At 44.7% G+C, this 23238-nt stretch carries 24 protein-coding genes; 10 read left to right on the top strand and 14 right to left on the bottom strand.

Going from position 1 to position 23238, the window contains the following annotated elements; translation table 11 throughout:
- Positions 1–9: 9 nt before the first annotated feature.
- From QWZ13_RS06805 to gpmI, 6 genes are all read right to left on the bottom strand, one after another.
- Positions 10–843: a TatD family hydrolase gene (locus tag QWZ13_RS06805; protein ID WP_290281093.1), complete on the bottom strand. Its 834-nt coding sequence runs from the start codon at positions 841–843 to the stop codon at positions 10–12.
- Positions 782–1402 carry a DUF2799 domain-containing protein gene (locus tag QWZ13_RS06800; protein ID WP_290281092.1) on the bottom strand — a complete coding sequence of 207 codons (621 nt, stop codon included), beginning with the start codon at positions 1400–1402 and terminating at the stop codon, positions 782–784. The genes QWZ13_RS06805 and QWZ13_RS06800 overlap by 62 nt, the downstream gene beginning before the upstream one ends.
- A gap of 115 nt (positions 1403–1517) precedes the next feature.
- On the bottom strand, positions 1518–2285 hold the full coding sequence (locus QWZ13_RS06795) for a divergent polysaccharide deacetylase family protein (protein ID WP_290281091.1): 768 nt from the start codon (positions 2283–2285) through the stop codon (positions 1518–1520).
- Positions 2282–3619, bottom strand: a complete 1338-nt coding sequence (locus QWZ13_RS06790) for a S41 family peptidase (protein ID WP_435407391.1) — start codon at positions 3617–3619, stop codon at positions 2282–2284. The genes QWZ13_RS06795 and QWZ13_RS06790 overlap by 4 nt, the downstream gene beginning before the upstream one ends.
- Positions 3620–4747 carry a murein hydrolase activator EnvC family protein gene (locus tag QWZ13_RS06785; RefSeq protein WP_290281089.1) on the bottom strand — a complete coding sequence of 376 codons (1128 nt, stop codon included), beginning with the start codon at positions 4745–4747 and terminating at the stop codon, positions 3620–3622.
- Between the two features lie 135 nt (positions 4748–4882).
- Complete coding sequence (gpmI, locus tag QWZ13_RS06780) at positions 4883–6427, bottom strand: 2,3-bisphosphoglycerate-independent phosphoglycerate mutase (RefSeq protein ID WP_290281088.1); 1545 nt, start codon at positions 6425–6427, stop codon at positions 4883–4885.
- A gap of 207 nt (positions 6428–6634) precedes the next feature.
- Between gpmI and QWZ13_RS06775 the strand changes: the two genes are divergently transcribed.
- The 4 genes from QWZ13_RS06775 to QWZ13_RS06760 all read left to right on the top strand — a co-directional run bounded on the left by QWZ13_RS06775 (position 6635) and on the right by QWZ13_RS06760 (position 10790).
- Positions 6635–7054, top strand: a complete 420-nt coding sequence (locus tag QWZ13_RS06775; RefSeq protein WP_216001203.1) for a rhodanese-like domain-containing protein — start codon at positions 6635–6637, stop codon at positions 7052–7054.
- Positions 7055–7069: 15 nt separating this feature from the next.
- Entirely contained in the window at positions 7070–7330 is a 261-nt protein-coding gene (grxC, locus tag QWZ13_RS06770; protein ID WP_290281087.1) for a glutaredoxin 3, read from the top strand.
- 216 nt (positions 7331–7546) lie between these two features.
- Complete coding sequence (gene secB / locus QWZ13_RS06765) at positions 7547–7993, top strand: protein-export chaperone SecB (protein ID WP_290281086.1); 447 nt, start codon at positions 7547–7549, stop codon at positions 7991–7993.
- A 31-nt stretch (positions 7994–8024) separates the two neighbouring features.
- Positions 8025–10790, top strand: coding sequence for a PAS domain S-box protein (locus QWZ13_RS06760; RefSeq protein WP_290281085.1), 2766 nt, complete (start codon positions 8025–8027; stop codon positions 10788–10790).
- Here QWZ13_RS06760 and thiI read toward each other — a convergent pair.
- Positions 10772–12238 (bottom strand): tRNA uracil 4-sulfurtransferase ThiI, encoded by a 1467-nt coding sequence (thiI, locus tag QWZ13_RS06755; protein ID WP_290281084.1) that lies wholly within the window; start codon positions 12236–12238, stop codon positions 10772–10774. The genes QWZ13_RS06760 and thiI overlap by 19 nt on opposite strands.
- 87 nt (positions 12239–12325) lie before the next feature.
- On the opposite strand from thiI, the gene QWZ13_RS06750 reads away from it, so the two are divergent.
- Positions 12326–12496, top strand: a complete 171-nt coding sequence (locus QWZ13_RS06750; protein ID WP_290281083.1) for a hypothetical protein — start codon at positions 12326–12328, stop codon at positions 12494–12496.
- Between the two features lie 113 nt (positions 12497–12609).
- Positions 12610–14013, top strand: a complete 1404-nt coding sequence (gene glnA / locus QWZ13_RS06745) for a glutamate--ammonia ligase (protein ID WP_216001208.1) — start codon at positions 12610–12612, stop codon at positions 14011–14013.
- A gap of 80 nt (positions 14014–14093) precedes the next feature.
- Here glnA and QWZ13_RS06740 read toward each other — a convergent pair whose 3' ends face one another.
- Positions 14094–16280 carry a YgiQ family radical SAM protein gene (locus QWZ13_RS06740; RefSeq protein ID WP_290281082.1) on the bottom strand — a complete coding sequence of 729 codons (2187 nt, stop codon included), beginning with the start codon at positions 16278–16280 and terminating at the stop codon, positions 14094–14096.
- Between the two features lie 158 nt (positions 16281–16438).
- Between QWZ13_RS06740 and QWZ13_RS06735 the strand changes: the two genes are divergently transcribed.
- Positions 16439–17788: a substrate-binding domain-containing protein gene (locus QWZ13_RS06735; protein WP_290281081.1), complete on the top strand. Its 1350-nt coding sequence runs from the start codon at positions 16439–16441 to the stop codon at positions 17786–17788.
- Between the two features lie 10 nt (positions 17789–17798).
- Here the strand turns inward: QWZ13_RS06735 and folK are convergent, their stop codons facing one another.
- The 6 genes from folK to QWZ13_RS06705 all read right to left on the bottom strand — a co-directional run bounded on the left by folK (position 17799) and on the right by QWZ13_RS06705 (position 20534).
- Positions 17799–18332 (bottom strand): 2-amino-4-hydroxy-6-hydroxymethyldihydropteridine diphosphokinase, encoded by a 534-nt coding sequence (gene folK, locus QWZ13_RS06730; RefSeq protein WP_290281080.1) that lies wholly within the window; start codon positions 18330–18332, stop codon positions 17799–17801.
- Entirely contained in the window at positions 18304–18657 is a 354-nt protein-coding gene (folB, locus tag QWZ13_RS06725) for a dihydroneopterin aldolase (RefSeq protein WP_290281079.1), read from the bottom strand. Before folB ends, folK begins: the two co-directional genes overlap by 29 nt.
- Before the next feature lie 7 nt (positions 18658–18664).
- A complete protein-coding gene (gene tsaD, locus QWZ13_RS06720) occupies positions 18665–19696 on the bottom strand; it encodes a tRNA (adenosine(37)-N6)-threonylcarbamoyltransferase complex transferase subunit TsaD (RefSeq protein WP_290283297.1) in 1032 nt (343 codons plus the stop codon).
- A 340-nt stretch (positions 19697–20036) separates the two neighbouring features.
- The gene (locus QWZ13_RS06715) at positions 20037–20204 is read right to left on the bottom strand and encodes a hypothetical protein (RefSeq protein WP_290281078.1); all 168 of its coding nucleotides are present in this window, start codon (positions 20202–20204) and stop codon (positions 20037–20039) included.
- Positions 20205–20269: 65 nt separating this feature from the next.
- Positions 20270–20416, bottom strand: coding sequence for a hypothetical protein (locus tag QWZ13_RS06710; protein ID WP_290281077.1), 147 nt, complete (start codon positions 20414–20416; stop codon positions 20270–20272).
- Positions 20400–20534, bottom strand: coding sequence for a hypothetical protein (locus QWZ13_RS06705; RefSeq protein WP_290281076.1), 135 nt, complete (start codon positions 20532–20534; stop codon positions 20400–20402). Before QWZ13_RS06705 ends, QWZ13_RS06710 begins: the two co-directional genes overlap by 17 nt.
- 14 nt (positions 20535–20548) lie before the next feature.
- On the opposite strand from QWZ13_RS06705, the gene rpsU reads away from it, so the two are divergent.
- From rpsU to dnaG, 3 genes are all read left to right on the top strand, one after another.
- Positions 20549–20764, top strand: coding sequence for a 30S ribosomal protein S21 (gene rpsU, locus QWZ13_RS06700; RefSeq protein ID WP_216001214.1), 216 nt, complete (start codon positions 20549–20551; stop codon positions 20762–20764).
- Between the two features lie 26 nt (positions 20765–20790).
- Positions 20791–21237 carry a GatB/YqeY domain-containing protein gene (locus QWZ13_RS06695; protein WP_290281075.1) on the top strand — a complete coding sequence of 149 codons (447 nt, stop codon included), beginning with the start codon at positions 20791–20793 and terminating at the stop codon, positions 21235–21237.
- Positions 21238–21300: 63 nt separating this feature from the next.
- Entirely contained in the window at positions 21301–23196 is a 1896-nt protein-coding gene (dnaG, locus tag QWZ13_RS06690) for a DNA primase (RefSeq protein ID WP_216001216.1), read from the top strand.
- Positions 23197–23238: the final 42 nt, after the last annotated feature.

The following is a 23238-nucleotide window of genomic DNA, read 5'->3' as shown; positions in this document are numbered from 1 at the left end:
ATACGCGAACTATTTTAATTGCGAATTAATTCCAAACAATTTTTGAGTATTTAACTTTGTTTGGTTTTGAAGCTCGTCCATGGTGATCGATTTTTGCTCGGCCAATGCTTCAGCCACCCGCAACAAATCTAAAAGAGGGTTAGCTTCGGTTAAAGGTTGCGAAGCCATGAAGGGTGCGTCAGTTTCTAGCAATATTTTTTCAACCGGTATTTTACTGACGGCTTGGAGTGTTTTAGGTGATTTCAATATCATAGGGCCAACACCGATATGCAACCCTAACGCGACATAACTTTGCGCCAGTTCGGCGCTACCCGAAAAAGCGTGTACAACGCCACCATGGACGCCATGCTTTTTCAACAATTGAAGCATGTCGTTATGCGCTTTTACGCAATGCAGAATGACGGGAAGTTCGTTATGTTTTGCGAGTTCAAGCTGGCCTTCAAAGGCTTCTAACTGAAGTAATTTCTCTGGTCGAGGCGTCTTACCTTGATAGTAATCTAACCCTATTTCACCAACGGCCACTGCGGGTTGATTTTTTAGCCATTGCTCTAAAGCCTCAATGTCTTGAGTTGGATTAGTAACATACCAAGGGTGTGTGCCAGCGGCACAGAATACTTGTGGAGAGCGGATGGTGAATGCGTCTTTCCATTGCGCGGGCATCGTTCCTGGAATGACAAACGATTCAATCTGATGCTGGGCAGCATCTTCTAGGTTTTGATCTAAGTTTGATAGGTCATTGAGATGGCAGTGACTGTCTATCCAGCCACCGCCGACTTTAAACTCAGTAGTAGGCATACTTTTCTTCGAGGATTCGAAGCTGTGCTTGTGCTTGCGCAATTTCAACAATAAGTTGCTTATTGCGTTCCTCTAAACCGCCTAGCTCTTCTTGCATTTGACCTATGCTGTTGTAGATATTACGGCGCTCTTCTTCTGGTGTAGTTGCAGCAAACATTGCGGCTTCAGCGTCGATTAAGGCCTGTTTTAGAGAACTGATTCTATTCTCATTGCTACGCTGTTCAGATTGCAAGCTACTCACGACACTGCGAACGGAGTAAATTTCGCGTCCTGCTTGGTACGAGTCTAAAAATTCACCTTCAATAGATGGTGGGCAAATACCCGTATACTGATACCCTTTTTGGCCCTGTACAAAACCATTGCGTGGCGTACAGAAAGAGAGAACGCCTTCACTATGGCCATCTAAGTAATCGCGAAATTGAGGTGCTACACCGTGCTTTGCACAGGCCTCGCGATGAGAAGCAATGCGAGTATCTGGATACCCTCTGGCACCATCTTCGTAGCCAATTTGATACCAATCGGCTGTTAAACACTCATCTTCACTTAAGGTAGCACACCCTGATAATACAAGCATGGTGGCAATAAAAGCGATTCCAATGCGGTTCATTTACTTCTCCAAAGTATTTTAGTTATTTATAGATTAGGTAAAAGTTTCGCAGATTTTAGCTGAACCGCAACTTAATTGATGTCTTTTAATCAAAAAAAACGCTTTTCAGGCAACTTTATATTCCCTGGGGTATATTCCGATCGGCTCTTATAGCTACTGGATGGTTTAAAGTTGCAGACAGAGGGAGCAATCGAATGCCCTGTAAATCGTCGATAGGCAATTGATTCAAAAATGCCACCGTTTCAGGATAAGGGTGACAAATTACCCGCACATGGTGCCCTTGCCGTGCTTTTTTCAAGGCTAATTGCCATTGTTTGTTTAAAAATGCTTTGTCTTTTTGATGATCCAAGAAGACCTGCCGTTTTGCCCAAGGTATTTGATGGTCATCAGCGGCTTGCCAAGCCACCGAATTTGCAACCGTGTGGCTGTCGAAAAAATAAAACTGATACGGTTTTAGTGCCGCCATGACCCAATCCATGGCTTCTCGGTCTTGAGTAAGGCGACTGCCCATGTGATTAGATAATCCTACCGCATAAGGAACACTGGCAATGGCATCGTGTAAATTTTGCTCCAAGGCTGCACGACCATCTCGTTTATCTAAACCAAATGGTCCTAACGGGAAATCAGTGGTATTAGACATCGGGGCATGCACGATGACTTCTAATTTATTACGGTGTGCATATCGTGCTAGTTCTTCACTGTAAGGTCGGCCAGGCATCACAGCAACCGTTGTGACAAAGTTTGCGTCGATGGCGGCCTTACCAGCCGAGAGTTGATTGCCTAAATCATCTAGTACTAATGTGATACTGCCACTGGCACTCGCATTTGCGGTGCTGAACAACAGCACCGCAATGAGTTTAACGATGGTAATACTTAGCTTCATTTAAAAAACGATATACCTTTCAACAAGGTCAATGCTTGATACAGCTGATAATCTCGCTCTGCTAAATCCGCTTCGGTTTGCTCTGTTTCACTGTCAGCTTCTGTGCCACCTTCTTGATCATTATTCAACGCGCCGGCCAGATCGGCTTCTTTATAATAAGGTTCGCTATCTTGTTGAGTGAGTTTGCCAGGTTTGACTATAACATCAGGCACAATACCTTGGGCTTGAATTGAGCGTCCGCTTGGTGTGTAGTATCGCGCTGTTGTTAGTTTAATGGCATGGTCTTTATCGAGTGGCAAAATGGTTTGTACACTGCCTTTTCCGAACGATTGCGTGCCCATGATTAAGCCACGTTTATGATCTTGAACGGCACCGGCAACAATTTCCGAAGCACTGGCTGAACCACCGTTAATTAACACAACCAAGTTAACGTTTTCACTTGGGTTCGCGCTGCGGGCTGTGAAACGGCTATCGGAGTTCGCTGTTCGGCCTTCGGTGTACACTATTAACCCTTCACTGATTAATGCATCAACTACTTCAACAGACGCCTGTAAAACACCACCCGGGTTGTTACGTAGATCTAGAACCAAACCGTTCAACTCACCATTAGCTTCATCGCGCAAGCTTTCTATCGCATTGACGAAGTCTGGGCCAGTACGCTCCTGAAATTGAGAGATACGGATATAGCCATATCCGGTTTCAAGCATGCGTGAACGAACGGAAGTGATTTTAATAATATCGCGCGTAATTTCGACTTCTAAAGGACCGTTCTCGCCTTCACGCGCAATGGTCAATACGATGTCCGTTCCTGGCTTACCGCGCATGAGAGAGACAGCATCATTAATCGTCATCCCTTTTACGGGCGTTTCGTCAATTTTAGTAATCAAGTCACCACTTTGCATACCCGCTCGGAACGCCGGCGTATCATCAATTGGCGCGACGACACGAACAAACCCTGTCTCATCTAAAATAATTTCGATGCCTAAGCCACCAAACTCACCGCTGGTGCTTTCTCTTAAAGATTTGAAATCATCGGGCGTCAAGTAATCTGAGTGAGGATCTAGACCAGACAACATACCCTCGATGGCCGATTCAAATAACTCTTCATCAGTCACCTCTTCTACATAAGATTGTTTGATGCGCTCAAGTATTTGCGACATTAAACGAACTTCATCGATTGGCAAACGTGATTCATTTTCGGCATGAACCTGTGAGGTAAACCCCACTGCAATACCAATAACCAAAGCGGTCGTTGCCGTAAGCCATGGATTTCGAATGAGTCTCATAATGGTTCCTTTAACATCTGATGTTTGATTTTGTTCACTCAAGGTAATTTACCTCTTTTTCAGCCACGACGATGGATTTTCGGGGCGGCCATTGTTTCTTAATTCAAAATAAAGACCAGACCGACTGTGCCCGCCTGACTGTCCAACTGAGGCGATTACTTCACCTGTCTCGACCCAGCTGCCAACTTCTTTAAGCAGTGATTGATTTCGCCCATAAAGCGTCATAACGCCGTTTCCGTGATCAATAATAATCAATAAGCCATGAGTTCTGAAGAAATCAGCAAACACAACTTGCCCTGCTTGAATCGCTCGTACCGGATCACCGGCCGGCGCCGCAATGGTGACACCTTGCCACTTTAATTGGCTACCATCTATTACACCATTGTAGCTGTTGAGCAGCCTGCCAGTGACCGGCCATGCTAATTTACCTTTTAATTTACGAATATCTTCAGCGTCTGGAAACTCTAAGCTAAAGGCATCGAGCTTTTCTTGCAAGTCGCTAATCAGGGTCGATAGTTCCTCGCGCTCTGTAACTTTACGTTGAATTTGCTTTTCTGTACTGACGACTTCTTTCGATAAGTTAGCCAGCACTTGAGCACGCTTATTCTTTTGAGACTTTAATTGCTTTTCTTGTTCTAAGAGCAACTGACTTTGCGAGACAAGATCATCACGTTGCTGTTCTATTGTCGACTTCAAGGCCGCGAGTTTACGCTTTTCCTGTACCCACTGATTCAAAGTTTGCTGTTGGTAATCGGTGAGAATCGAAAAATAATACAATTGCCGCGCATAATCCTCTGGGCGCTGCCCAGATAATAACAGCTTGATAAGGGGTTGATTATTTTGCGTGTAAGCAAGACGTAAAATAGAAGCAATGACGTCTTGTTTACTATCAAGTGCTTCACTTAACTCGAAGATTGCTTGCTCATTTGCTTGAACTTCGGCGCTTAATTGTTCAATTCTTCCGTTGAGCTGAAGTGCTTTTTTTTGAACGACACCTATTTCAACTTCGACCTGTTTTAAGGCTTTTTGTTGCGAAGTTAAATCTTTTTGCTTGCTGCTCAGGTCTGATTGCAGCGACAGCAACTCTTTATTCAGTGCTTCAAGCTTCTTTTTTTGTTCGGCCACATCATCGGCAATAGCAAGCGATGCGATGAGCGCAATAACTGTAACGAGCAAGCTCTTTAGTAAAGTATTCACAATTCAACAGCAAAATAAAGGGACTGCATAGTAACAAGAAATCCCCTATTGTCTAAAGGCATCGATCACATTTGGCAGAATAAGTGCGCAACACTTATTCTGCCGGAAAGGGTGCTACCCCAGTAAACTGCGCCCCGTCATTTGCTCGGGACGTTCTTTGCCCATAATTTTCAGCAATGTTGGTGCAATATCACACAATGCACCGTCTTTTAGAGCGGCATTTACATTGTCGTTAGAGACATACACTAAAGGCACAGGGCACAGTGTATGACTTGTCACAGCGCCGCCCGTTTTAGGGTCGACCATCAATTCAACATTACCGTGATCGGCGGTAATAAGCACTTCAGCATCGGCTGCCAATGCCGCTTTTGTCACAGCATCTACCGCTGTATCAAGAGCTTCAACGGCTTTTATTGCAGCATCGAGCTTACCCGTATGACCAACCATATCACCATTGGCGTAGTTACAAACAATTAAATCGAACTCTTTTGACGCAATCGCATCGACTAACTTCTCAGTCACCTCTGGCGCGCTCATTTCCGGCTGCAAATCGTAAGTGGCCACTTTAGGTGAAGGAATAAGAATCCGCTTCTCACCTTCAAATTCAGTTTCTTGGCCGCCACTGAAGAAAAAGGTTACATGTGCGTATTTTTCAGTTTCAGCGATGCGTAATTGCTTGCCGCCACTATTAGCGACAACTTCGCCAATGGTGTTCACTAAATTCTCTGGCGGGTATGCAACTTCACACGGGATGTCACCGGCGTACTCTGTTAAGGTAACAAAGCTCGATAGCTTAGGACGAACACTGCGATCTAGATCCGATTCTAAACCATCGTCTATAATTGCGCGGGCCAATTCACGCGCTCTGTCGGGTCTAAAATTCATAAATACAACCGCATCACCGTCATTAATGGTGATAGGGTTTGTTGAATCAGCACGAACAGATGCAGCCGGCATGAACTCATCGTCTTTATCTTGTTCATAGGCAGCGTGCAGCGCATCCATAGGCGTACTGGCTACGATATCCGCTTCACCTTTAAACAATAAATTATAAGCAGCCTGAACACGTTCCCAGCGATTATCTCGATCCATTGCGTAGTAACGACCAATTAGCGAAACAATACCGCCAACGCCCAGTTTTTCTAGTTTAGCTTCTAAAGCCTCAATAGACTTTAAAGCACTGCGAGGTGGAGTATCTCGTCCGTCTAAGAAGGCATGAACAAAAACTTTTTTCGCACCACGTTGTACCGCTAGATCAACCATGGCATGAATATGGTCTTCATGTGAATGAACGCCGCCTGGCGAAAGCAGCCCCATAATATGTACCGCGCCGCCTGCATCTAGCGCCGCATCGACCGCCCCAGTTAACACAGGGTTTTCAAAGAAATCACCGTCTTTAATGGCTTTTGTGACTCTTGTTAGTTGCTGATAAACCGTACGGCCAGCCCCTAGATTCATATGACCGACTTCTGAATTCCCCATTTGTCCATCGGGAAGTCCTACGGCCATGCCAGACGTTTGAATCAAGCTATGAGGGTAAACAGACCATAAACGGTCCCAGTTGGGTGTATTCGCTTGTTCAATTGCGTTTGATTTAGATGTCTCGCTGTAGCCAAATCCATCTAAAATCAGTAATACCGCGGTTTTACCTGTTGCCATGATCCAAAGCCTCTCAAACCAAAATGTAGGAAAATTACATAATAGTGTACTAAAATAGCGACAAACTGCGAGTTGTAATTGTTAAAAATTACGAATATTTAAATTAACCGAGCATGATAATAGGCAATTTTCGGCATGAAGACAGGTGTTAGAAGTGGACAGCTTGTGTATACTGCGGCCTCTTTTTTATTGTCTAGAGATTGACCCATGTTAGAACAGCTTTTGGAATTTGCCGTAAACCACTGGATTCTTACATCACTTTGGATTGCCTTAGCTATTTTGCTTATGAAGACAGAAGGTGCCCGCGGTGGCCTCGCTTTATCACCCCAGCAGGTAACCCAAAAAATTAATAATGAAGACGCTAAAGTGATCGATATTCGCGCAAAAGACGAATTTAATAAAGGTCACCTACCCAATGCGACTAACATTCCAGCCCGAGATGTTCAAAAACGCCTTGGTGAATTAGAACCCTTTAAAGACCAGCCTGTTATTTTGATTTGCAAAACAGGCACAACGGCTGGCGCAACCGGTGCAATTTTGGCTAAAGAAGGTTTCTCTAAGTTATTTAAACTGCGCGGTGGCATTTTAGAGTGGCAAAACAGCAACTTGCCATTGGTTAAAAAGTAAAAAGGTAGCCTCAAAATGACTGCAACCGTAAAAATGTACTCTTCAGATTGGTGCCCTTTTTGTATTCGAGCTAAACAATTGCTCGATTCAAAAAAAGTACGCTATGAAGAGTTAAAAGTCGATGGCCAACCCGCGCTGCGTCAAAAAATGACAACAGAAAGTGGCCGGACCAGTGTTCCACAAATTTGGATTGGTTCAACCCATGTGGGCGGATGCGATGAACTTTATGCACTAGAACGATCTGGCAAGCTTAATATACTGCTAGACGAGGCATAATAGGCGGAAAACTACCATTATTAATAACGAAATATCCACAATAAAGGCATGCGTTGAAAACTTAGGTAATATGTCACTTAAGTTCGACAACGATGACAATATTTCGTTAATCTAATGCTCAACACCCTTTTTTGAACTAGGTCGCTCAATGAGCACCCGAAATACCCAAATTGCCTGCTACGCAATTGAAACTATAATAAGATATTAGGAAGTCCCATGACTGAACAGCAACAACCTCAATTTGGCATCCAGCGTTTGTATTTAAAAGACTTATCATTTGAAAGCCCAAACTCGCCAGCCATTTTCCGCAAAGAATGGAAGCCACAGGTCAAGTTAGATTTAAACACCAGCACCAGTGTTTTAGATGAAGGTGTGTTTGAAGTTGTCTTAACCTTAACAGTCTCCGCAAAGCTAGAAGAAGAAACTGCATTTTTATGTGAAGTTCAACAAGCGGGCATCTTTACCCTATCTGGCTTCCCAGAAGAAACACGTGACCAAATGCTTGGCGCATACTGCCCAAACATTTTATTCCCTTATGCTCGTGAAGCTATTGATGCACAAGTGATCAAAGGCAGCTTCCCAGCCTTAATGCTAGCGCCAGTAAATTTTGATGCGCTGTTTGCACAGAATAAAGCGGAAGTGGAAAACGCTACCACTAATTAAGCGACATACCCTCATGCAATAGGATTGCCGAATGCCTGAAACTCATCTTCAGTCACTCTACCTAGGAGCTTTCACAAACAGTGACAGTTTGGCAATCCTTTGTTCCAAAGAAGGGACAATTCAAGCTATTAGCCAGACCCTTGCTGAATTCCTTAGGGTTGAAAGCAGCGCTATTATTGGACAACAATTACTAGTTTCCCAAACATCAGAAGCCCCTAATTTAGAGTGGCTCACGGAAGCAACTCAACACCAAAAGCAATGGCTCGTAACAGGACGTATTTCCGTACTTGGAAACTTCAGTGGTTTCGAAAAAGTCAGTTCCTTTTTTGTAAAAAAGCTCACCGTTGACAACGAAATTGTCGGTTATCAATTAAAGCTCGAAAAAGCCAATGCGCTTCAAACTACCTTACCTCAGAACGCCTGGCTTCAGCTTTTTGATGATTCTCCAGATGGTATTGCACTATTTGATGAATCACTCAAAATAATATCAACGAATTCAGCTTTTAAAAAGCTAACTGGCTTGCACGACACCGCCATTGCTACAGTGGCTATTGACGATGTGGTTACGATTGCCGGGTCTTTTTCTGACTGGCTTTCAAGTGCCGAGACACTGGCCGTTCAAGGAACTTTAAAGGGAAACTTAGGCGTACAAACCTCGATTTCAATTCGTGTGACCCCGTTCGATATTGGCAACCATATGTATTTTTGGTGCTTTATAGCCGACTTATCTCACGCCACTAAATTACAACAAAAGCTGAATGCCACCCTATCTCATTTTAAGACTCTATTTGAAAATAACAGAGACGGAATTGCCTTAACCAATGTCCAAGGCAACTACATTGAAGCAAACCAGCAGTTCGCAACCATGCTGGGCTTTGATAGGGATTACATCATCGGTCGGCATTTTGCCTATTTCAATGCAAAACACAGCTTTGAACTAACCGCGAAAGAAATGCAGCAATTTGTTGATTCTGGATTTATCGAACCTTTTGAAAAGCAACTTCAGCGCGCCGACGGCTCTATTACAAATGTATCCGTGCAATTATTTCCTCATTACGATGACGAAGACACTTACAGTGGCGCATGGTGTATCTACCACCCAATTTCAGCCGAAGAAGAGAAGTATCGTCGCCAGAAAAAACGCTTTGAGATGTTGCTCGAAAAATCCATTGATGCGATCGCCTACTCTAGCTTCGAGGGCATTATAGAAGTTGCCAATCAAGCCTTTTGCGATATGGTTCAAAGGACTTCTGCAGAGCTTGTCGGCATGTCTTATAAAGAGATCACGCCTGCCCACGATATACAGCGTGAAGAATCTATTTTTAGAGACCAACTGTTAGCCCGTGGCTACTCTGATGTTTATTCAAAAGATTTTGAACTGCCCGATGGCCGACTGGTTCCTGTTTCGATTCGAACTGTATTGATCCGCTCTGAAAGCGGCCACCCCGAGGGTGTTTGGTCTATTTCACGTAGCAACGAACAACGCGACAGGCTAGTTGATAGCCTTGCAGAAAGTGAACGTAGATTTCGCTCATTATTTTCGAACAGCTTTGACGCTATCGCATTATGGTCGCCGAAAGACGAAATCCAATACGCGAACCGTGCCTATTTAGAGCTTATTGGCTATAGCCAGGAAGAGCTTAGAGATCTCGACTACCGCAAATTTACACCGGCAGGCTGGGAAGAGGTAGATGCCTTAATGGCTAAGCAAGTTGCCGAACGTGGCTATAGTGATATTGTCGAAAAAGAAGTCTTGAGTAAAAACGGCCGACGCATTCCAATCAGTATTCGTGCCAGCGGCATGAAAGACTCGGCCGGTAACATTATCGGAAGCTGGGTGATCATTCGAGACATTTCAGATTATCGGAATACTTTTAAAGAACTCGAACATTCACAAAATCTATTACGTCAAACCAGTCGAATGTCGCGTGTCGGTGGCTGGGAACTCAATATAGAAAAACAAGAATTCACTTTTACTGAAGAAACCTATCGAATTTTATCGATACCAAGCTCTTACAGTTTAACCGTGAAAAGTATTTCTAAAGTCCTTGATCCGCACTCTGAATCAATGATTGTTCAAAAGGTTAAAGAAGCGTTCATCAGTGACACGCATCAAGAAGTTGAGTTGAAGCTTTCTGGGTTTGAACCAGAGCGTTGGATTCGCGTCAGTGCACAAACCGGTTATGAAACTGGCAACAATAAAAAATATTTATACGGCGCAGTCCAAGACATTACCGATTTTAAACAGAAAGAGAAAACACTCGAGTTCGATAAAAATATTTATCAGCAATTGGCTTTTCATGATCCACTGACAAAACTGCCTAATCGGCTATTATTATCGGATCGGTTTGAACAGACCACCAGCCAGGCCATGCGAGATAAAAAGGTGGTGGCACTCATTGTTATTGATCTTGATAACTTTAAACAAATTAACGATGAATACGGGCACCCTGCCGGTGATGCGTTACTTAAAGAGTTGGCTCAGCGATTTGTGAGCAATGTTCGTAAAAACGATACAGTGTCCCGTTTAGGGGGAGATGAATTTATCATCATTGCTCGTTTAGACAACCCGAACGATATCGACGCCTTTGCTCAAAAGATTCTTTTGGGCTTATCTGAACCGGTTAAATGGCAGGATCATTCGTTTAACTCTAGTGCTTCGATGGGCGTAGCGCTTTACCCTAAGCACGGTGAAGATTTTGACACCCTCTACAACCGTGCCGACAAAGCGCTTTATTGGCGTAAACATCATGAAAAAAATGGTTACACCCTAGCCGATCAAAGCGAATCGTCGTGATACACCCCGACATTTTTAAAGCCAGCATCACTCAAATGCAGTGCGTGCATCTTACTCATCACGCCTTTATCGCAATACAATAAATACTCTTTACTTGAGTCCAACTCTTTAAAGCGCTTATTAATACTGTAAAACGGAATATTAATTACTTCATGGTTTTCCAACTTGAACGCCTGCTGCTCAATATCATTTGGATGTCGAACATCGATAATAACCGCCGTTTCTCGATCAATCTTAGCTGACACCGCATGATCTATTTCAGAGGTGGGTTGCCACTTCATGGTTTCGATCGATTCAACATTAGCCGACTCTAACGCTTGTTCTAGCAAGTTAAAATCGAAGGTCGATTCTGCAGCTTCTACATCCGCTTTTTTACAGGCGGCATTTGGCTTTCTTGAAATCACGCCACAATATTCTGGAATTCGCTCTACAAAGCTCGCGGCCCCAATTGAACGCGCAGCATCAACTATGGTTTGCTTGTCTGTCACGGCCAGCGGTCGAATAACCATACGATCCGTGACATCATCGATCAAGCGCTGATTCATCATGGTTTGGCTAGATACTTGCGCTATGGCTTCACCAGTAACGTAAGCATCGGTGCCAACTTTATCGCTCACTTTATTGGCGGCCCGCATCATCATTCTCTTTAACACAACACCCATATAGCGATCTTCAACCTGATCTAATATCCCTTCGACAACCCCTTCAAATGGTACAGAGATAAACTTCACACGGTGCGAACTGCCATACTTTTTCCATAGATAATAGATAACTTCCTTAACACTGTTTTCATGCGCGGCACCGCCTAAGTTAAAAAACAAAAAGTGAGTTTTTATCCCTCGACGCATAATCTGATAGGTAGCCACTGTTGAGTCAAAGCCACCGCTGACCAGCGTAACAGTTGTGCCGGCCGTCCCTAACGGAAACCCTCCAAGGCCTTCTCGTCGTTGATCAATGACAAACACGCGTTGATCACGAACTTCTAGATTGATGGTTATTTCAGGGTTATGTAGGTCAACGCCTTTAGCATTTGATCGTTGATTAATGCCACCGCCCACATAACGCTCTAAATCGACAGAAGTGAAGTCGTGTTTGCCGGTTCGTTTAGCCCGAACAACAAAGGTTTTATTATTGAGCGCGTCCCCCCAAACACTCAGCGTATCTGTTATCACCTGATCTAGATCGACTAATGGAAACTCAACCACCTTATTAATGTGTGCAATGCCCGGAATGCACACCAATGCCCCATAAACGCTGTCATTGACCGCGTCACTGGCGTCTTCAGGTGTCCAAACTTCAATGGAATCCCAAAGATTGCGCATTTTTGCATCGGCGCTAACTTTAAGTAACACATTGCGAATGTTTTGACCCAACTGCTTAATAAGAAGTTTACGGACAGGTTTAGTTTTGATGGTGATTTCAGGGAAGAACTTTACTACGAATTTCATGTTAGTTGGGCGCATTCAAATTAAAAGGCGATTATAGCACCTAAGCGTAATGAGTCAGCTATTGGGCGCAGAAAAAGCGTAGGTAAAGTGGCTGCATCAACTTACAATCACGCACCACACTTATGCACCAAAACAACGCACAACAACACGCAAAGCACCACTTTGATGCATCATTTCTCTATTTTCTGCTCTATACTGAGCGCTAACGCCCATTACTATGCCATTTGGCTCTCTGGCATAGCGATTGCTTATTCATGATCACTGTTGGTGCTTCTGCGAAATATTAGGTTTATTTAACAGCACCAGCACAATCAATTCGCAAGAGACGGCAATGGCCTCTTAATAAATAGAAACAGTAATGGAGACAAACAATGTCTAAAACGCTTACGCTAATTCAAGAATCGGAAGCTCGTTGGGTCGATTTACGCTTTACAGATACCAAAGGTAAAGAGCAGCACGTTACCATCCCTTCATCAGAGGTTGATGACAGTTTCTTTGAAGACGGTAAAATGTTCGATGGCTCTTCTATTGAGGGCTGGAAAGGTATTAACGAATCTGACATGATTTTAATGCCTGATGATACTGCTTCTGTTTTAGACCCGTTCACTGAAGATGCGACCGTTATTGTGCGTTGTGGCATCGTTGAACCTTCTACAGGCGAAGGTTATAACCGTGATCCACGCTCTATTGCACAACGTGCTGAAAATTACTTACGCTCTACTGGTTTAGGTGATGAAGCCTACTTCGGTCCTGAACCAGAATTTTTTGTCTTTGATGACATTAAATGGGGTGCGGACATGTCGGGTTGTTTCTATAAAATCGAATCTGACGAAGCGGCTTGGTCATCTGAGCGTACTTTCGAAGATGGCAACTTTGGTCACCGTCCTGGCGTTAAAGGTGGTTATTTCCCAGTTCCTCCAGTCGATAGCCTTCATGAAATCCGTGCTCAAATGTGCGATGCCATGGAAGCAATGGGTTTAACGATCGAAGTACATCACCACGAAGTGGGTACGGCAGGTCAGTGTGAAATCGGCGTTGGCTTAAACACCTTAGTCAAGAAAGCCGATGAAGTGCAAATTCTGAAGTACTGTGTACATAACGTTGCTCACGCTTATGGCAAGACAGCAACCTTTATGCCTAAACCTATCGTTGGCGACAACGGTTCTGGTATGCACGTACACATGTCTTACGTTAAAGATGGCGTGAACCAGTTTGCTGGTGATGAGTATGCTGGTCTTTCTGAAGCGGCTCTTTTCTACACAGGCGGTATCATTAAGCACGCGCGTTCTTTGAATGCATTTGCAAACGCATCGACCAACTCTTACAAGCGTTTGGTTCCTGGCTTCGAAGCACCTGTTATGTTGGCATACTCTGCTCGTAACCGTTCAGCTTCTATCCGCATCCCTTACGTTAATTCGCCAAAAGGCAAGCGTGTTGAAGTTCGTTTCGGCGACCCAACAGCAAACCCATACTTAATGTTCTCTGCCTTCCTAATGGCTGGCTTAGACGGTGTTATCAACAAGATCCACCCTGGCGATGCTGCTGACAAAGATCTGTATGACCTTCCACCAGAAGAAGCTGCTGCTTACCCAACGGTTGCAACAAGCCTAGAGCAAGCTTTAGAAGCGCTAGACAATGACCGTGAATACCTAAAAGCTGGCGGTGTATTTGATGATGATACGATCGACGCTTACATCGAATTGAAGATGGAAGAAGTGACTCGATTGAACATGACAACTCACCCAGTTGAGTTTGATATGTACTACTCAATCTAAGGGCTTTTCCTTTAGATACAAAAAAAGCCCTTGCACTGTTATGGTGCAAGGGCTTTTTGTTCACCTATTTTTATAAAACCTTACATTTTCTTAACCGACTTAGGCTTTTTCTTAAATTGCTTACGAACGGGCTTACCTGGTTTATTTAAATGTTTAGCCTTATTGGGTGCGCGATATTTTTTACGCTCTTCTGGCTTTTCTTCGGCCGGTACTAGCTGATGCTCACCATCCCCAATCAAATGTTTTAACCCTAAGTTCGTTAACGTCTCACGAATTTTTCCCCAGCCTTGTTTATCGTGATAACGCAACAACATCTTTTGCAGTTGTCTTTGCTCAATCTTTTTAACGATGTTGACAGGGTTACTTTTATAGGTGACTCGCTTGAGCGGATTCTTACCAGAGTAATACATGGCTGTCGCTAAACTCATCGGAGAAGGATAAAACGTTTGAACTTGATCAACCTTCATATTTTGTCGCTTCAGCCACAATGCCAGATTCACCATGTCTTCGTCTTCGCAACCTGGGTGAGCCGCAATAAAATAAGGAATAAGGTACTGCTTTTTACCCGCTTTTTTAGAGAATTTATCAAACATGGTTTTGAATCGGTCATAGGTTCCCATGCCCGGTTTCATCATCATCTGCAGAGGACGGTTTTCGGTATGCTCAGGCGCTATTTTCAAATAACCCCCAACATGATGCGTGACTAACTCTTCGACGTATTCAGGGTCTTCAACAGCTAGGTCATATCGTAAACCTGAGGCAATGGCGACCGTATGAATCCCCTCCACTTTGCGAACTTTCCGATACAACTCAGTCGTCATTGAGTGGTCTGTTTTCAAGTTTTTACAGATAGAAGGATATACGCAGCTTAAGCGACGACAATTAGATTGAATGTCGTCGTCTTTGCATTGTAAGTGGTACATATTCGCGGTGGGTCCGCCTAAGTCAGATATCGCCCCAGAAAAATTAGGGACTTTATCGCGCATGTCCTCGACTTCTCGCAATACTGATTCGTGCGAGCGGCTTTGAATTATGCGGCCCTCATGTTCTGTAATTGAGCAAAAAGTACACCCCCCAAAACAACCTCGCATAATATTGATCGAGGTTTTAATCATGTCATAAGCGGGTATTTTCGCCTTGCCATAACTAGGGTGTGGCACTCGTGCATAAGGCAAATCAAATACGCCATCCATTTCTTCTGTGGTTAAAGGAATCGGAGGAGGATTAACCCAGACATCCATATTAGCGTGCTTTTGAACCAATACATGAGCATTGTGCGGATTGGCTTCAATGTGCAAAACTCGACTGGCATGCGCATAAAGCGCTGGATCATTTCGCACCTTTTCGAACGACGGTAAACGAATGTAAGTTTTGCTGTGATCAATTTCTTGCTTACGCTGCAAAGGCATTGGTATAACTCGCAACGTTTGAACTTCTTCTTCCACTTGACTCGAAGCACAATTCGCCTTCTCACCCGCATCGGTAATGGCCTGCTTAGCTTCATAAGGGTTCGGTTCATTAAACTCTGTTATTTCACCGATGTTGTGAGGCCAATCGATACGGCTGGAATCTATTTCGGTCCAATCGCGAGGCGTTTCTTTCAGTAAAATAGTGGTGCCACGAACGTTTCTTATACTTTCGATTGGCACATTATTAGCAAGCTTGTGTGTTACCTCAACCAATGCTCTCTCAGCGTTTCCGTACAACAAAATATCGGCATTAGCATCAAACAACACTGAATGCCGAACCTTGTTGCTCCAATAATCATACTGAGCAATGCGACGCAGACTTGCTTCTATTCCGCCAAGAACTACAGGAACATCCGAAAAGGCTTCTTTGCATTTTTGGCTATACACCAAAACAGCGCGCTCTGGGCGTTTACCACCTTCGTTATTCGGCGTGTAGGCATCGTCATTTCGAACTTTTAAGTCTGCGGTGTAGCGGTTAATGAGTGAATCCATGTTCCCCGCAGTCACCCCAAAGTAGAGGTTCGGTTTTCCCAAAGCCTTAAATGGCTCGGTCGATGTCCAGTCGGGTTGGCTAATAATTCCAACACGATACCCTTGGGCCTCTAACAATCGCCCCATCACCGCCATGCCAAAACTCGGATGATCTACATAGGCATCGCCTGTCACCAAAATCACATCACAACTGTCCCACCCGAGCTGATCCATTTCGTCACGACTCATGGGCAAAAAGGGTGCAGGATCAAAGCAAGAAGCCCAATATTTGGGGTATTTAAAGAGGTGAGGCGCAGTTTTATACATGTAGATCTACTAAGACGATATTGAACGCCATAGGATAGCAGAATTTCCGATCTAGCAGAATGCTCACCGACTATATGAACAGAGTATGAAGGCCTTGTCATCAAAATGACATATAACTTAGCTAGTGTAACGGCAATTATTAGTTGCCGGGTGACCCGATGAAAAAAGCAAACGCTCTCTTTTTACTCCTGACTTTATTCTTAGCACCGCTGTCATATTCAACCACTCTAGAACTTAATAAGCCTTCTTTAAACTCTAGAGGTTATCTTTTTGAAATACATGGTTCGAATACCATTGGCGCTCACTTAGCGCCCACATTAGTTGAGCAATGGCTAAGGCACCACCAGTTTGAAACGATCGAACGGAGAAAAACGACACTCACTAATGAAGTTGAGATTTGGGCTCGAACACCTGCCAGCGGCATGACAATCAAGGTGAAAATCGCTGCTCATGGCTCAAGTACCGGATTTTTAAAATTACAATCAAACATTGCGGATATCGCAGCCGCCTCACGACCCGTTAAACACTCTGAAAATGCCCTTTTTCCGAGTATAAACCTAGCCCAGTATGAAAACGAAACGGTTCTTGCAATAGACGGTTTAGCAATTATTGCTCATCCAGCTTTAAATATTTCTCATCTCACCATCACACAATTAGGGCAAATATTTTCAGGTGAAATAACCAATTGGGCAGACTTAGGTGGGCCTAATTTAGATGTAACGGTGCATTCTCGTGATGGTAATTCAGGGACTTTTGATACCTTTAAAGCACTGGTGCTTTCTCGTGGTTATTCTTTGACAGAAGAAGCGCTGCGCTACGAATCGAATGAGGCGCTTTCTCGCCAAGTGGCAATGTCGCCAGGCGCTATTGGATTCACCGCTTTTGCAAGTATCGGCCAGGCCAAAGTTATTGCCATTGTAGATGGTGAAAGTTTACCTATGCCTCCAGTTACAACGAGTATCGCCACAGAAGACTACCCCCTTTCACGTCGACTCTACTTGTATCAAGCCAACACAGAAAATAACTACGCTTTAGATTTTCTTTCTTTTGTGAAATCTCAAGCAGGTCAACGTAGCGTTGAACAAGCGGGGTTTGTTTCTCAGAATTTATCCGAAGTACAGATCCCCCCAAATGAACACATGCCTCAGGGTTATCGATTTTTAGTGAGCCAAGCCCATCGATTGACCACAAATTTCAGGTTTGTGCCGGGTACAAAGCAGCTTGATAATAAAGCCCTCGACGATCTTGAGCGCTTATCCAATTATATGAATCGGCCAGAAAACCAAACGCGGGAAGTGTTTTTAGTGGGCTTCGTTAACAAACAATCCAATGAGTTTCGCGCGCAAATTTTATCGGAAGCCCGAGTTCAATCGGTTAAAAACAAGCTTCGTTTGACCGGTGTTGAAACAAACGCAATGACAGGCTACGGTGAATTGAACCCTGTTTCTGATAATTCCGATGAGCGCTATGCGTTGCGCAATCAACGCGTGGAAGTTTGGATAAAATAACCTAGAGAGACTAGCGCCGTTCGAATATAACGGGTGCTAACGCTTGCTTGGATTGATCAAATTGCTGCCATAATTGTGCATAGGTTTCAGATTTACCTGGTACTTTTTCATTTGGCAGCAGATCGGCCATAGGTCGTAACACAAAAGCATTTTTAAATAGCTCAGCCCTGGGTAATTCTATCCCCTCATATTCGCCAGAAATATCCCCATAGGTCACTACATCGATGTCTAAAGTACGAGGGCTGAACTTAGGTCCAGAACGATCTCGACCATTGTCATCTTCAATACGCTTTAAAACTTCTATAGTTCGGGTCAAGCTTTCATGAGTGTAAACAATCGCGATGGAATTCAAAAAAGCACTGCCATCAAACCCTACGGCATCGCTTTCATAAATAGGAGAGCTGATCACCTTACCAAATGCATCTTCAAGTGCGTTTAATCCAGCGTTTAAGTGCTTGTATCGATCAATATTGCTGCCTAAACTCAAGGTAACTTGTATCGCTTTACTCATAAGATTAAAACCGTCGCTCAATATGCAACCCAACGGCAGCACAACCTGCAACTGCAGCAGGTTTATTAATTTTTAAATTAACGCAGCCTATTCCAAACTCGCTATGTATTAGCTCACATAATTGCTGAGCATAAGTCTCTAACAACTCAAAAGTTTGCTCCAGAGACCAAGCCCGAACGCGCTTGGATAATGCATCGTAGTCGAGCGCAAACTGCAAATCATCGGTTTCACCCGCGCGCCGACAATCAAACTCTAGCGTTAAATCAAGTAAAAGTGTTTGCTTTGCTTCGCGTTCGAAATCGTACACACCAATCAATGTTTCGACACTGAGTGCTTCAATATAAACCTGGTCTTGCATAAAAACTTCACTCCTGAATTGGGTCGAGCGTATTCAAAGGCCAGCGTGGTTTTATATTTAATTCATAACCCGACTGTTGCCCCACACGCATACGCAACCATCCGGCGTAAGCGATCATAGCGCCGTTATCGGTACAAAACTCTGCACGCGGGTAAAACAACTGGCAACGTTCTTTTTTTACAATGTCCGCCAAACGCTCCCTCAAACGAGAGTTTGCGCTCACTCCACCGGCAATCACTAAATTTTTATGCCCCGTTTGTTGCAAAGCACGCCGACATTTAATCGCTAACGTATCAACCACCGCCTCTTGAAAACCACAAGCTATATCGGCCATATCTTGCTCCGGTACTACCTCATTCTCAGCGTGGTCGGCAATCACTAATCGGACCGCTGTTTTTAGCCCAGAAAAACTAAAATCTAAACCAGGACGATCAACCATCGGCCGTGGAAACTTAAATCGACCTACTTCACCCTTACAGGCAATTTTACTGAGCATAGGACCACCAGGATACGGAAGCCCCATCATCTTCGCCGTTTTATCAAAAGCCTCACCCGCGGCATCGTCGAGGGTCTCGCCTAAAATGCTATAGCAACCCGGGCTTTGCACATCGACCAGCATGGTGTGGCCACCGCTGACCAACAACGTCACAAACGGATAAGGCGGTGGCACTTCTTCGAGCATTGGAGCAAGCAAATGCCCCTCCATATGATGCACACCTAAAGCCGGCACTCCCCAGCCAAACGCCAAAGAACGAGCCGTAGCAGCGCCAACCATCAAAGCGCCAACCAACCCAGGGCCCGCAGTGTATGCAACGCCATCAACCTCACCCAACTTAAGGCCGGCCTTAGCAAAAGCTTCTTTTATAAGCGGAAGTAATTTACGGATATGATCACGAGAGGCCAACTCCGGCACCACGCCACCAAACTCAGCGTGCATTTTTACCTGACTATAAAGCACATGCGACATAAGCCCCCGTTCACTATCATAAATAGCAACACCGGTTTCATCACAAGAGGTTTCAATGCCTAGCACTCGCATAAATAAAGGGTTCCACAAGGTCTCAAAAAAGGCGCGTAGTTTAGCGGCTAACGGCAGAAGAGTATAGGTTAGGGTTGGGATCGGTTTATGGCTGCGAGCTTCGGGCTTCGGGTGGGGTCAAAGGCGGTTTTGTGCCGAGCTTGAATTTTTGGGGGGTTATGAGTTGACAGTTATTAGCTGCAAGCTGCAAGTAAGGTCAAAACATTTAAAACCCTCGCGACTTCGCTTTGGTGACGTGTTTTAGGCTGCGAGCTTCGGGCTTCGGGTAGGGTCAAAACATTTTAAACATTCGCGGCTTCGCTTTGCTTTGCGCGCTCCTACTTTGGAGAGGTGCTATAGGTTAGCCTTGGTGGGTGGCTTTACTGGAGCGGGAATCTGAGCCATGGATGGCGAGGTTTAGCGGTGCATGGATGCACGAAAAGCGACCCGCGGAAGTGAAGCCAGCCACGGAGGCGGAGATTGATTTCTGAGTTTTAGGCTGCGGGCTTCGGGCTTCGGGTAGGGTCAAAACATTTTAAACATTCGCGGCTTCGCTTTGCTTTGCGCGCTCCTACTTTGGAGAGGTGCTATAGGTTAGCCTTGGTGGGTGGCTTTGCTGGAGTGGGAATCTGAGCCATGGATGGCGAGGTTTAGCGGTGCATGGATGCACGAAAAGCGACCCGCGGAAGTGAAGCCAGCCACCGAGGCGGGTTGTGGTGATGTATTAAAACCCGAAGCCAAAGGCTTCGTTCCCTTCCCAACAAAACCCTTGCTTCAACCCTGCCCAATCAGTACAATTACGCGCCTCGAAAATCGGTTGAACCACGCTTTTTGAGATAACCCACATTAATTGGTTCATTTAGGAAATATTGAATGCCACACGTTAAAGTTAAAGATAACGAGCCATTTGACGTAGCACTACGTCGTTTCAAACGTTCTTGCGAAAAAGCAGGTGTACTTTCTGAAGTACGTCGTCGTGAGCACTATGAGAAGCCAACTTGGGTTCGTCAGCGCGCTAAAGCGTCTGCTGTTAAGCGTCACCTGAAGAAACTACAGCGCGAAAACAAGCGTTTAGTTCGCCAGTACTAATTTCTTTGTTCGTGGGTTAACAAACTATGTCTGAGCTCAAGCAGCGTCTTAATCAAGCAATGAAAGACGCCATGCGGGCTAAAGATAAGCCTCGTTTAGGTACGATTCGCTTAATTTTAGCCGAGCTCAAACGCATAGAAGTTGACGAACAGATTGAAATTAATGATAGCAGAGTACTTGCCGTACTCGATAAAATGAACAAACAACGACGGGATTCCATAGCCCAATTTAAGGCTGCGGACCGCGATGATCTTGCCGCGATCGAACTAAATGAACAGGAGGTGATATCTACTTTTCTCCCGGCGGCGATGACAGCAAACGAAATAGCTGACCTAGTTAAAGAAGCAATGACAGCAACAAATGCCACTTCAATGGCAGATATGGGCAAGGTAATGGGTTACATTAAGCCTAAAGCTCAGGGTCGAGCCGATATCGGCGAAGTGAGTAAACTGATTAAAAAAGCACTCACTTAAACAGATCGACCACAACACCGCGCGAATTGACGCATTCGTCACCTTTTTCAAGCGAGAAACTGCATGGCAGGTTTGATTCCCAATGACTTTATCGAAGAGCTCCAAGAACGCTCTGACATTATTGAAATTATTGGCAACCGAATTGACCTCAAGAAAAAAGGCAAAGACCATTGGGCCTGCTGCCCATTTCATAACGAAAACTCCCCTTCATTCTCGGTAAATCAAGCCAAAGGCTTTTACTACTGTTTTGGTTGTGGCGCTTCTGGCACCTCACTAAAGTTTCTTCAAGAATACGAAAACTTAGGCTTTGTCGAAGCCGTAGAAGAGCTCGCGAGACAAGTTGGTGTAGAAGTTCCTCGCGAAGAAGTCAGCGAAAAAACCAAACACAAGCAACAGCAACGTAAAACACTGCATGACCTAATGGCAAGTTGCTCAGAATACTTTGTGCATCAGCTTTATAATCATCAAGATGCCCTGCCTGTACAACAATACGCATTAGGCCGAGGCTTAAGCGAAGAGATTATACAAACCTACCAAATTGGCTTCGCCCCTCAGGGCTGGAGCAATCTAATTAATCACTTTCGCAGTGATGAAATTACGGGAAAATTACTGACAGCAGGCATGCTCACGCAAAATGAAAAGGGTCGAACCTATGACCGCTTCCGAAATCGGCTTATGTTCCCGATTCGTGACATTCGCGGCCGAGTCATTGCCTTCGGTGGTCGCGTCATGTCGGCCGATGAAAAGCCTAAGTACTTAAACAGCCCAGAAACGCCCATTTTCCACAAAGGCCAAGAACTCTATGGCCTTTATGAGGCTCGTAAAGCCTTAAAAGACTTTGAAAACATCATAATCGTAGAAGGTTACATGGACGTAGTGGCCTTGGCGCAACACGGTGTGCGCAATGCGGTGGCAACCTTAGGTACCGCCACCAGCAGCGATCACGTCAAGCGGCTCTTTAAACTGACACCAGAGATTGTGTTCTGCTTTGACGGAGATGCTGCCGGCAAGCGAGCGGCCGAACGCGCTCTAGCTAACACCTTGCCTGAACTGGCCGATGGCCAACAGGCACGATTCTTATTTTTACCCGACGGTGAAGACCCAGATACCATCGTACGTGAAGAAGGCTTTGAAGGCTTTATGCGCCGCGTGAAGCAATCGCTCACTTTACCTGACTTTCTGTTCCAACATTTGCAAACTCAGGCCGACATTTCTCGGCTCGACGGCAAAGCCAAATTGGTGAGCCTTGCCAAGGGATGGATCAACACCGCACCTGACGGTATTTTAAAGCAACTGCTGATGAAACAGCTGTCGACCATCGTAGGACTCGAGCTAGAACAGATCCAGCAATCTTTTGAGCCCGAAGCTCCCATCATTGCGGAACCTGAGAACCACGCCCCAGAACCTTACGGTGACTATGGCTATACTGATCCCAGTGGTTATGACGATTACGCTCAATCATATGCGCCGAACACCACACAGAATAACAATTTTGCCCGAAAATCAGGACTCACAGTACGCATTGGCTTTGTCCACAGAGCCTTAGCTTGGCTTATTCGCTTCCCCCAGCTTGCGGTTGAAGTAGATGTCACCAAAGTACACAAGCTACCGGGGCAAGATGGCGGCGCTTTATTGGCCCAAGTAATCGAATTGTTACAAAAAGCCCCAAAACATGATGTTTACTTTGCCTTTGACTATTTATGTCAGCATGGTTTACGTGAAATATTGGCGCCAATCGCGTCTTCTGACTATCTTTGGTTAGAAGCTTCGAATGAAAACCACGACAATGAACTGATTTTCGCTCGCCAAGAACTTGAAAAAATCATCAGCGCCCTAACCAATAAGGCCCCTGATAATGAATACGACAGTTTAAAAAAACGCGTAATAGCGTCGGACCCATCCTTAACGGATGAAGAAAAGCAGCGATACCGCGAGCTGCTAAAACAAAAAAAGCAGTAAATAGGTTAGCAAAGCCTGAAAATCACGTTTTAGTTTGAGCAT

This window comes from Reinekea marina (assembly GCF_030409715.1).
In the GTDB taxonomy this organism is placed as follows: domain Bacteria; phylum Pseudomonadota; class Gammaproteobacteria; order Pseudomonadales; family Natronospirillaceae; genus Reinekea; species Reinekea marina.
The sequence above is the reverse complement of the archived record's forward strand: the minus strand, read 5'-3'. Positions and strand labels throughout refer to the sequence as shown.